Raw genomic sequence first — 10,677 nt, forward strand, 5'->3', positions numbered from 1 at the left:
CCGCGCCCACAACCTGACATCAGCAAGGTCCCCACCCATAACCCACCAACGACCAACCTGACCACCAGTCACGGCAAAGACCGTTGCAGTACTAGCCGACTTCCGGGACGGTAGCCGACTTCCGGGACGGCCGGCCTAAACTCACGGACGAGATCGCCTCCCGCATCATCCTCGGTGTGCAAGACAAAACAGCCCACGACGCCGCCTGGTCCACCGGCGACGAAAGCGATCTCCCCTACGAGCGGCAACTCTGGGGCTACCTCGCCCGGCACTGCGTACCGCCGCACACCGACAAGGCCCCACCGCTCCTCACCCTCCTCGGCTGGGTCGCCTGGCGCGGACCGGTCCCGCGGCTACCGTGCCGGACGTGGAAACTCTTCGGTCCTGGTGCGATGTGAAGACCCCGGCCGACGCACAGGCCCTGCGCGCGGAGTTCGACCGCCGGGCCGGCGAGGCGGCGGCCGAGGCCCGTATGTACGAACGCCTGCGTGACACCGTGGCCGACATCCCGCGCCTGGGGCAGCTGTGGGACGAACTGGTCGCCAGCCCGCCGGATTTGGCCGTCGTCCTGCCCGGCACCACCGCCCCCGCCGGACCCTCCTCGCCCGAGCGGCAGCTGGACACCGGGGCGATCCTCGCCCTCATGGGCCAGGCCCCCCAGCGGCTGTGGTCGGCCGAAGACGTCCGCGTAGCCATCGACGGCGCCCCCTCACGCCGGGACGTCCGCCACGCCCTGCGCGCCATGGTCGGCCAGGGCCTGCTGGAAGAAATCCACCGCAAGGCCCGCCACGTGCTCTTCCGCCTCGCCACCGCCCCGGCACCAGCAACGAGTTGAGACCGCCGACCCGGACAAACCGGCCGACTGCCACAGCCACCCCAGCCCGCCCCATTCCCACCCATGGATCCGGCCGAAGGCAAGCGCTCCCCCGCTCGGTCAACATCCGTTCGTACAGCCAGAGGTCTTCGCCGGGACCTTCAGGCTTTACACCGCAGAGGGGTGTGATGGTCCTGGAGGCGGAGGGTGCCGGTGCCGAGGGGCTGCCAGCGCAGTGCGGGGCGGAAGACCTGGGCAGTGGAGAGTTTGGTGTCCTGGAGGTTCCAGGTGATGGTGAGGGTGCTGTCAGCGGGGACGGGGACGGCGACGGGGGTGCCGGGGTCGTAGGGCTCGTCGTGGTCTCCGGTGACGCGGGTGATGCTGGTGTGGGTGTTGCCGGTGGGGGGTTTGATGGTGATGGTGAGTTCGGCGGTTGCGGTGGGGGAGAAGGTCTGGAGCGAGCCGATGAGGAGGCCGTCGGTGTCGGCGGTGTAGGTGCGGGTGACTTTGTTGTTGGCGGTGGTGGTGAGGTCCGGGGTCAGTGGATCCTCGTGGGCGCCGGGTCTGGGCGCGGTGAGAAGCATGGCGCGGCGGCTCACGGTGAGGTTGTTCACGTGGATGAGGGGCTCGGTGACGGTGACGAAGGTGAAGAGGGAGCACTTGAGGTCCTTGGTCTTCGTCACGCCGAGTTCGAAGGCGGTGTCTTTGGTGCAGGCCGTCTTCCATGCGCTGTCGCGGGTGACGTCCTCGCTGTGCTCTTCGTTGCTGCCGGTCCATGCGAGGGCGAGCGTCTCATCGGTACGTCCGTGGACGTCCCAGCTGACCGTGACCTCCTGGCCGGCCGGGACGGAAAGGCGGTTGGGGCGGAAGTTCCGGACGGTGAAGCCGGTGGCCAGTTTGGGCAGGAGATGGTTCTCCCAGGGCCCTTGAGGGGAGCCTTTGATCTTCTCGCAGACCTGGACGAGGCCGTCTCCAGGTGTGGAGCTGACGGTGATCGCGGTGAGGGCGAAGTTGAGCTTCTCCTGGGAAGGGATCCTCTGCGCCTTCTTCTCCGGGGCAAAGACGAACGTGCCTTTCCCGGACGTTTTCTTGTTCCAGTAAGGGGGGAGTTCGTAGTGGATGTCCGCGAGGTGATCTTGGTCCGTGACCGCTTTCTCGGTGCCGTCGGCGGTGAGCGCGAAGATGAGCTGTTCGCAGACGACAAGGTCCGTTTGTGGGTTGTGGACGGTGATGAGCAGTTGCTGGCCGGTGTGGCCGGGTTCGAGCGGCAGGGGCGGGGCGGGCTCGACGCTGTAGTCCAGCTTCTTGTTCCCCGCGGTGTCGGTGGGCAGTGGGTACATGGCCGGGGTGCTCTCCGTTGCGTGTAAGAGGGTCAGCTCCAGTGGACCCCGACGGCCACCGGTCCTTGTCCGGCTGAGGCGGCGAGGACGATCGACTTGGGAGTGGTTGCAGGTGAGGCCAACTCCACAACCGAGATGCCGCTGACGGTGGTGACGTAGGCGTAGCGATTGTGGGGGTCAATGGCCACGGCGCAGGGATGGGTTCCGGCCGGGAACTGAGCGGCGATGGGCTGGTCGCCGGTGGCAGAGAAGATGTAGGCGCGCTCGGATTTGTCCTGGCTCTGGGTTACGAGGACGTGCGCGCCATCAGGGGTTACGGCCATGCTGACGAGGCCCTGCGTGTTGAGGAGGCACGTGGACTGGGGGGAGCTTGTGGTGATCCTCTCGACACGCGTCGATGTGTTGTTCTCGCCGGCGACCAGAATCCACAGATGTTCCCCGCCGGGGGCGACCAGGTCGAGCGGCGGGAGCTTCCAGGATCCCAGTGGCTTCTTGGCGGGTGTGTAGGTCTCGGTGGGCACAGCGACGACATCGTAGGAGCGCAGTTCTGGGTTGCGGACCACGTAGACGGTGGAGGTGTCCGGTGTGACGGCGATGGGACCTGAACGCATGCCCGTGACGGGATGCTCCTGTTCCTTGTGCCCGTCGTTGTGGATCTGCACGTGGGTGACCTTGCCGTCGCCGGTGATCCACAGATCGTTGTACGGCGGTGTGGTGGTCATGGCCGCCGGGGTGCCGCCGGGCGTGATGTCCCACACCGGGCTGGCGGGGGTGGTGGTGAGGTCGAGGCAGTTCAGGTGCCCGCCGGTCGGGTCGAGGACGTAGGCGCGCCGGTCGGGGGTGATCCACAGCGGGAACGGGCGGTCGGGGCGGGAGGACAGCTTGTGGCCCAAGTCGTTCGGTGTCGCGGTGATGTCCGCTGGCAGAGGGGTGGTGCGGGTGGTGAGGTCGACGTTGGTCCGCGCCCGGGTGAAGGCGGTGTCGTGGAAGAAGTACAAGTCCAGGCAGGGAGTGCCGACCGGTGCGCCGGGGAAGGTGCTGGTGATTTTCTGGGGGCTGCCGGTGACGGTGATGGTGCCGTTGGCCTTGTCGTCGTCGATGGTGGCGGTGTGGTAGCTGTCGCCGCTGAACAGATACACATGCGCTTTGTCGCCGGAGTTCAGCCATGCCGTCGCGTCGAGCCGGCCGGTGCCGGTGAGTTCCTTGGCCTCTGCGGCCGCGTAGGTACCGGTTTTGTAGGAGCAGTAGCGGGTGCCCTTGAACAGATAGCCGCGGCTGTCGGTGCTCAGGGCGGCGTCGATGCCCTGGTCGAAGCCGGGGGGCAGGTTGCTGATCCGCCCGCTCAGAGTCTGGGTGTCCTTCAGCTGGGGTTTTTGCGGGTCGGGCTTGTACCGGTACAGGGTGTTGCCGAAGGTCAGCCAGACCAGTTCTTCGTGGCTGTCGTACCAGGCGGCGTCGCAGCCGGTGCGTGCGATGGTGCCGGCGAGCTTGGGCCAGCGGGCGGCGATGTCCTGGGTGGTCAGTGGTTCGGGTCTGAACTGCTGGTCCACCCAGGTGTAGGTGGCCATCCAGGAGCCTTTGAACAGGTGGATGGTTGTGTTGCTCTGGCTGTCGGCCATGACGAGGGCAGCGTCGAGTCGTGGTGGGGGCATGCCGGTTTACGATCCGTTCGCGGGTGACGGTGGGTCATTGCTGCTTTTTCAGGGCACCGGTGCCCATGGGATACCAGGTCACCTGTGTCTGGAGTGTCGCTCCGCCTGCGGCAGGGCTGATGGTGACCTGGTGCTGTGCGGGCACGGGCGCGAGAAGGTTCGCCGGGCAGAGGTGGGTGCTGGTGGCCTCGTAGCGGTGCCCGGGCGGCTGCTTGGAAGAATGCCCGGGGGCGGGCGGCGGCGTGACGGTGATGGTCACGCGCGCCTTCTGATCGGATGTTTTGTCGGTCTGTTCGATGTAGGCGGCGATCACGCCGTCGGTCTCGGCCTGGTAGACCCCGCCTGGCAGCTTGTTCTGGTAGGTCTCACGCGGGATCAGGTACTTCGGCTCGCCCATCAGGCGCACGGTGCCCTTGGCACCGAGTTCGCCCACGGTCAGATCCGGCGTCTCCACGGTGACGACGAGGGTTTTGATGTCTTCCTGGGTCTGGCCTTTGCGGACCCGCAGCGCGAAGGCCGTCGCGGTGGTCAGGTTCGGGACCTCGTGGGAGCCCTCGCCCGCGGAGTTGGTCTGGTGGGTGACGTCGAGGGGGGCGTCGCGGCCAATGTAGAGCTCGTAGGACACCGTGCCCGAGGAGTCGGATGGGAGGCCCTTCCAGTTGAGTTTCACCCCGTTGCCGTGGTTGACGTGGATGGCACTGGCGGTGAAGTACTCGATGAGGGGCGTCTGGCTGGTCAGGATCCGGTAGCGGGCCGAAGGGGCGGCGGCCTCGTGGTCAGGGCCGGTGACGACCCGGGCCTCCATGAGCGCGGTGCCGTCCGCCGTGCCGGTGCCGAGTCCCCCAAGGGCCAGGTCGAGGCGGGTGCCGGGGGCGAGGGGGGCGGGGGCTGGGGGGCGCAGGGTGAAGCGGTCGCCGCCGGTGTGGTGGATGCTCCACCCTTCGGGGGCCTGGTCGAGAGTGACGGCCGGGGGATCAGCGACGAGGTGTTCGGCGCTGGTGCCGACGGGCAGGAGAAGTTCCACCGCGTGGCAGGCGAGGGGCTCGGGGCCGGGCGGGGCGAGGATGACGCAAAGCGGGTCGGGAACGGGTCCGGTGTGCAGGGCTCCCTGGTGGGGAGTGGTGACGCGAAGGGGGCTGGCCCAGGGGACGGAGGTCATGGGCGGTCACCGTCCGGGGTGGTGAGGGCTGTTTTCGGGGCGGTGTCTGGGGCGCCGGGAGTGAGGGTGAGGTATCCGGTCCGCGCGGGAGGCGGGGCGGCGGGGGGACGGAGGGCTTCACCAGTGCCGGCGAGCGGGTAGGAGGCCCAGGGAGCGGGGGCGCCGTGGGGGGTGCGTTCCCACCAGGCCCAGGTGCCGGTCTTGGTGGTGGGTACCGGCAGGGCGACGCCCTCCCGCTGGTGGGGGCCGGGGGTGCGCAGGCCGGCGAGGAGGGGCCCGGTGCGCAGTCCGACGGGCATCCGTGACAGCGGGCCGGTGAGGTAGGGCTCGGGGAGCTGGGCGGTGGTCATGGGGAGGATGCCGGTGTAGGCGTGCACGGGGGCCCAGGGGGCCACGAGCAGGGTCACCCATGCGTCGGTGGGCGGGGTCGGGGGCGGGGTACCGGGCCGCGGGGCCTGGGCAGCGATCACCGTCGGGTCCGCGTCCCCCTTCTCGATGTCGTGGGCGTAGGCCGGGGAGCTGCCGGAGGGTGGGTGGGTGACGAGCATGCGGGTGTAGTCGGTGGTGGTGCCGTCGCCCGGGGTGGCGGCGCGGCAGAAGCCGATGAGGCCGTCGGAGCGGCGCAGCCGGTCGCCGAGCCGCACAGGCCAGCGTGTCGCGTGCAGCGGGTTGCCGTCCTTGGGGTCGGGTCCGGCCAGGATGCGGTCCCAGGTGGCGGCGTACAGCGGCGGTGCAGCCAGTTCGATGCGGGCGCGGGCGCGCAGCAGAGCGAGGGGTGAGCCGGACAGGAAGCTCTGGTAGGCGGTGAACTGGTGGGGCGGGCGGACGGTGCCGGTCAGGGCGGTGTTGATGGAGCCGGTCAGCTCGCTCAGAGCAGCGGGGGCGTCGGCGCGGTGGAGGAGCCCTTGCAGGAAGCTGGCCAGGTGGGGGTAGCGGGTGGTGAAGGGGGCGGCGAAGACGTCGTCGAGGGTGAGGATGGCGGAGCCCGGCAGCGGGACCCAGGCGATGGCCGGCTGGTCGGGGCCGGTGACGAGGATTTCGCCGAGGCCGGTGCCGTCGGGGGCATGGACGAGGAGCGAGTGCTCGTGCGGGTCGTACACCAGCCAGCCGCAGACGGGGTTCGCCGGGTCGTGGTGGTGCGGCGCGTCGCCAGTCTGCAGGGCGCGGTGGTCGTCTGTGGCGGAGACCAGGTCGAGGCAGGCGCGGGCGGGCTGATTCAGCCGGGGGCGCAGCTGCACGAAACGCCCGCGGTCCTCGCCTTCGACCGTCAGGGGATGCCCGGTCTTGTCCGTGTCGGGCTGTGTACTTGCCGGCAGCCGCGGCCGGTACTGCGCCTTGTTGCGGACCATGTCGACACCGCGGCCGAAGCGATCGACGAGGACGAGGTGGCCGAAGGCGAACTGGGCGGCGCGCACCGGGTCGAACACGCGGTTGCTGTCCTTCAGATCGGTGCTGGGCCGTGCGGTGAAGGGGCTGCGGACGAGGAGACCGGCAAAGGACTTGTCGGGCGGGTCGTAGCAGACGGCAGGCATGCGCTGGGCGAGCCACGCGTTGAGGCCGGTCAGCTGCTGGGCGATCTGGTCACGGGCGGCCGTGACCAGGGCGCGCAGTTCGTCCTCGCGCTGTGTGCCGTGGCGGTTGAGGTACTGGTCGACCCGCCCGGCGAGCGCGAACGGGGGCAGCGCGGTGAGCGCGATCCGTCCGCCCGCCATGCCCTTGGCGAGTTGCCCGGTTCCCTTCCAGCGGTGGTCACGGCCGTCGAAGTCCCAATGGAGGCCATCTGCGGTGGATCCGGTGCGGTAAGGCAGGGGATGAACCTCGCTGGTCCACCACAGCATCAACGGCGCCCAGTGCTGCCGCCAGAGACCGGTATGCGGCGGCAGGCCGGCCTGGGCGCCGGTGGTGTCCTTGAGGGTGATCTTCAGCTGCTTGAGGATGCCGTCGAACGTTTGGTCCTTGCCGGGTGGGGTGTCACGGGCGAGGCGTGCGGCCTCGGCGAGGATCCAGAACTCGGTGAGCAGCTTATCGAGGGGCGCCCAGGGGATGTCGGTGCGGACGCTGGGGAACTGGGCCGGTACCGGGATCTCCGACGGCGGTGTGAGGCGTGTGTCGGAGGCAGTGGCGATCAGCCGTTCCGCGGCCCGCGCGGGCTGGGAGTTACTGCCGGGCAGGCTGGTGCGGGTGCCCTGTCCGCTGAGCACCACCGTCGGGTCGGCGGGCAGGTGGAAGGGCGGTCTCGGGACGCGTCGCAGGGTCCGGTGGGGGGCGAGACCGGCCTGTTTGGCGTAGGCGTCGATGCTTTGCTGGAGCAGACCGGGGGCATCGCCCTGGGGGACGGTGGCGCGCAGCCCCCCGTCCTTCTTGCCCTTGGGGTCGGTGCGCTCGAAGCAACGGATGCTCAGGTCGCTGACCTGGTGGGTGAGGGAGTTCCTTGCCGCGGGGTCGAGCTGGGTCTTCGCCCGGGCGCGGAAGTCGTCCGGCATTTTCTGGAACCCGTCCGGCGGATTGTCCCCGTAGTCAGGCAGACCCTGTAGCCACCACAGGGTGTAGAGCCGCTCCTGGGCGTTCACGAGGTCGCGCAGCGCGGTGTCGTAGGTGTCCTGCCGGGCGGTGAGGGCGGCGAGGATGGCCTCCTCGTTGCTGGTGGGGCCCCCGCCGGGCCCGGTGGTGCCGACGGTGGGCCGGTCCACCACGGTCCAGGCAAAGCCCGCCGGCCATGGCGTGAAGCCACTCGCGTGAGAACAGGCGGCGAGGATATCGCGCGATGCCAGACCCTTCGGGTCCTTCTGGGCGGGGATGGCGTCGTCGAGCTGGTCGAGTGCGTCGTACTCGAACGCCTCGTGGAACAGCCGTTTGTCCGGGCCGGTGCTGATGTCGAGCGCGGTGCGGGCGTCGGTCATGCTGTGCCCGACGGCGGTGTCCACGGTCAGGTTCATGACCTGCGGGATGTCGGAAGCCGGGCGGCCCCTCTCCAGCTTGAGGTCCAGCACGGTGCCCGCGTACAGGCTGCGCCCGGGGACGGCGCCAAGGCCTGTCTCGGGCATCCAGCCCAGTGCTGTGAGACCCTCGGCGAAGCGTCTCTTCACGGACAGGCCCTCGGTGTCATGGCCGCGGAAGCGCAGCAGGCCGGTCAGGCGGGCGTCGGCGAGCGGGTCGGCCTGCGCGGTGGAATGCCAGCCGGCGACCAGGTAACTGAGGCGTCCCGTGGCCTGGATCTCATCCGAGAGGCCGGTGAGCCTGTCGTGGAAGGAGAAGACGTTCTCGTTGTAGGGCTGGAAGGCCGCGTAGGAGCCGATGCCGGGCCCGATGACAGTCAGGAACGGCTCGCCGCCGGGTTCCTTCCACGCAGCTGCGCCGTTCAGGTCCACTGCCCGGCCGATGTAGGTGGACTCCTTCGTCTGCGGGTGCAGGAAGGGGCTGGTGCCGTCCTGGTCGTCGAGGAAGTCGCTGTGGACGATCCATCCTGCGGCGCCCTTGGCCTGCGAGAGCGGTTTGCCCTGGGCGTCACGACAGTGGCGGATGACCAGCCACCGGTTGGGAACGAGCGGGAAGGTGACACCGGCGGCGTCCGGCCGCCCGCCCGGCGGCGCGGCGCCGACCTGGCCGCAGGCGAGCGCGGCGGGCAACTGCCAGTGCAGATGCACCCCGTTGAACTTCGCATCGTGCTGTACACCCGTGGTCTGATCGGGCGACAGCTCGGGGTCCGTCCGCGCCGTCAGGTCGTCGAAGGACAGCTTCCACCGGAAGAAGGTGTCCTCGGAACGCACCCGGTCGTTGACGAACAGGGCACTGACCTCGACGGGGACGATCAGCGGGTCGGTCATGGTGGCGGCGCCTTTACGAATCCTGGGGAGGCTGGAGGCTGAAGACAAGTTCGCCCGGGGTGTTCAGGAGCTCCAGGGCGACCACGGCCGCCGGCAGCGGCTGTGACGGTGTGTCGTATTCGTGCTCGTCGTGGAGGCGGTTGCGCAGTTTGTTCTCCAGCACACACATGTCCAGGACGTTCTGCGGCTGTGCGGCGGCAGAGGCACGGCGCATCTTCTCGATGCCGTCGAGACGCTTGGTGTCCCCCATACTTTTGCCCGTGCTGGGGGGTTTGAGGTGCCGCAGCTCGATGTACCAGTTCCCCGCTTTCCCGTTCGTAGTGTCGTCTCCATCGAGGCCGAAGTGCGGCGCCTCGGTGGGCTGGCGGACATACACGCCGGTGGGGGCGGAGGGGAAGTAGGCGATGAGCAGGTCCGGTGCCAGCGTGTGCACTTCCACCGGAAGCTTGTTGCCCTTGCCGTCCTCGGCGTCGATGATCAGCCCTGGCCAGTCCCGCACCAGCGCCGACCTCAGGAACATCCCCGCCCGGGGCCGGGGCACGGAGTCCAGGACTTTATCGCGCAGGGCGTGTGCCAGTGCAACATCCAGTGTGGTGCCCGCGCCGAGGTGGAACAGGCCCGCGCACAGCGCGTCGAGCCACTGCGTGTCGATGTGGAAGAACCGCGCGCTGTCCGCGGGGAGCATGCGGGCATCAGGCACCAGATGCTCGAACGGCACCGCTGCCAGCAGCTGCCTCGGGTCCACCTGCGCAGCCACCACGGCGGCCGTTATGGTGACGAGATGTTCGAGGAATGCGGACAGCACGGTGCCGTCCTCCTGCGCGCCGGTCAGCGCCGCCTTCCGCCCCGGCGCCCCGTCCCTCTCCTGTGCCGGCGCTCCGTCGCCGGAGGGCATGGAAAGGGAGGCCTCGAAGGCGAGCCTGGACCAGCCGCCGCGGCGCACGGCCGCTGCCAGGGCCTGCGGGTCCCCGTCGTCCAGGTGCCCGGCGGCGTGGCAGGCGACGGCATGGTGGCCCTCAGTCGTCAGCGTGACGATCGCCTCCCGCAGCGCCGGCTTGGCCAGGGAGAGAACCTTGCCCAGGGCGAAAGCTGTCGCGTAGCTGACATCAAATACGCCATCGGCGGGCAGGTAGATCACCCCTTCCGCCTCTGATGTCCACCCAAGCGGTGGCTGGGCGGGCAGCGGCGCGGCCGGGAAGGGGGCAAACGGCCCCCGGTACCAGGCGTGGGTGCGCTCACCGGTCGGCAGCAGATGCGCCACCGGCGCATACCCGGCGTCCAGACGCCGCACCACCCGCTTCTCGGCCGCGTCCGAGCCGGCTGTCCAGGAGGGCATGCGCAGCCGGGGCTCGTGGGAGGAGTTGTCCTTGACGGTCCGGGCGACGGTGAGAAAGCCGGCCGTGTCGTCCGCAGTGGTGAACGTCCACGAGTACAGCGACACCACCCGCACCGTGGTGACCGGGCCCTTGCCCGCGGTGTCCTGGTCGGGCAGCTTTGCCAGCCACTTGCCCAGACCCTCAAGAGAGACCAGATGGGCAGAGTAGCGGCAGCGGCGGTCAGATGTGTCGGCACGGGGCAGCCGGCTGGCGAGCACGACGGCCCGGTCGCCGGGGCCCGGCTGGTCCCCGGCCGCGCCCGCCCCGACGTCGCCGCGGCGCACATGCGCGAGGAAAGGCAGTTCCTCCAGGCGTGGGACAACGGCGAGGAAGACATCCCCGGGCAGGTCGATGGTGCGGCAGACGTCGGGCCCGACCCGCAGCGGCTCAACGTCCAGGTCCGGCAGCAGGAGCCCGGCGGGCAGCTTCGTCTTGTCGGGCTTCTCCAGCTCGGTCACGGGCCGCGCCTGGCTGGCGTCACCGGTGACCGGATCCGGCGGCAGTTCCGTCTC

General features: G+C 69.5%; 6 protein-coding genes and 1 pseudogene. 2 read left to right on the forward strand and 5 right to left on the reverse strand.

From position 1 onward, the window contains the following. Positions 1–122 precede the first annotated feature (122 nt). Positions 123–398: pseudogene (locus ACFU99_RS04475) on the forward strand (DUF4192 family protein); the annotation flags it as partial. Then, a complete protein-coding gene (locus ACFU99_RS04480) occupies positions 368–835 on the forward strand; it encodes a hypothetical protein (protein ID WP_384385607.1) in 468 nt (155 codons plus the stop codon). The pseudogene ACFU99_RS04475 and the gene ACFU99_RS04480, both read left to right, overlap by 31 nt. A 140-nt stretch (positions 836–975) precedes the next feature. Here ACFU99_RS04480 and ACFU99_RS04485 read toward each other — a convergent pair whose 3' ends face one another. The 5 genes from ACFU99_RS04485 to ACFU99_RS04505 form a co-directional block, all read right to left on the reverse strand. Continuing rightward, entirely contained in the window at positions 976–2,154 is a 1,179-nt protein-coding gene (locus ACFU99_RS04485; protein ID WP_384385610.1) for a hypothetical protein, read from the reverse strand. Positions 2,155–2,186: 32 nt separating this feature from the next. Continuing rightward, positions 2,187–3,806, reverse strand: a complete 1,620-nt coding sequence (locus tag ACFU99_RS04490) for a hypothetical protein (RefSeq protein ID WP_384385613.1) — start codon at positions 3,804–3,806, stop codon at positions 2,187–2,189. A 34-nt stretch (positions 3,807–3,840) separates the two neighbouring features. After that, entirely contained in the window at positions 3,841–4,965 is a 1,125-nt protein-coding gene (locus tag ACFU99_RS04495; protein WP_384385616.1) for a hypothetical protein, read from the reverse strand. After that, on the reverse strand, positions 4,962–8,789 hold the full coding sequence (locus tag ACFU99_RS04500) for a hypothetical protein (protein ID WP_384385618.1): 3,828 nt from the start codon (positions 8,787–8,789) through the stop codon (positions 4,962–4,964). The genes ACFU99_RS04495 and ACFU99_RS04500 overlap by 4 nt, the downstream gene beginning before the upstream one ends. 13 nt (positions 8,790–8,802) lie before the next feature. After that, positions 8,803–10,677, reverse strand: a 1,875-nt coding sequence (locus ACFU99_RS04505) for a hypothetical protein (RefSeq protein WP_384385620.1), incomplete at its 5' end; no start/stop codon positions are given.

The sequence above is a fragment of the Streptomyces sp. NPDC057654 genome (assembly GCF_042800135.1).
Lineage (GTDB): Bacteria > Actinomycetota > Actinomycetes > Streptomycetales > Streptomycetaceae > Streptomyces.

What these genes read in the sequence shown, in the direction of transcription:
- ACFU99_RS04500 (WP_384385618.1), bottom strand. Translation starts at nt 8,789, where the DNA reads ATGACCGACCCGCTGATCGTCCCCGTCGAGGTCAGTGCCCTGTTCGTC.
- ACFU99_RS04485 (WP_384385610.1), bottom strand. Translation starts at nt 2,154, where the DNA reads ATGTACCCACTGCCCACCGACACCGCGGGGAACAAGAAGCTGGACTAC.
- ACFU99_RS04495 (WP_384385616.1), bottom strand. Translation starts at nt 4,965, where the DNA reads ATGACCTCCGTCCCCTGGGCCAGCCCCCTTCGCGTCACCACTCCCCAC.
- ACFU99_RS04490 (WP_384385613.1), bottom strand. Translation starts at nt 3,806, where the DNA reads ATGCCCCCACCACGACTCGACGCTGCCCTCGTCATGGCCGACAGCCAG.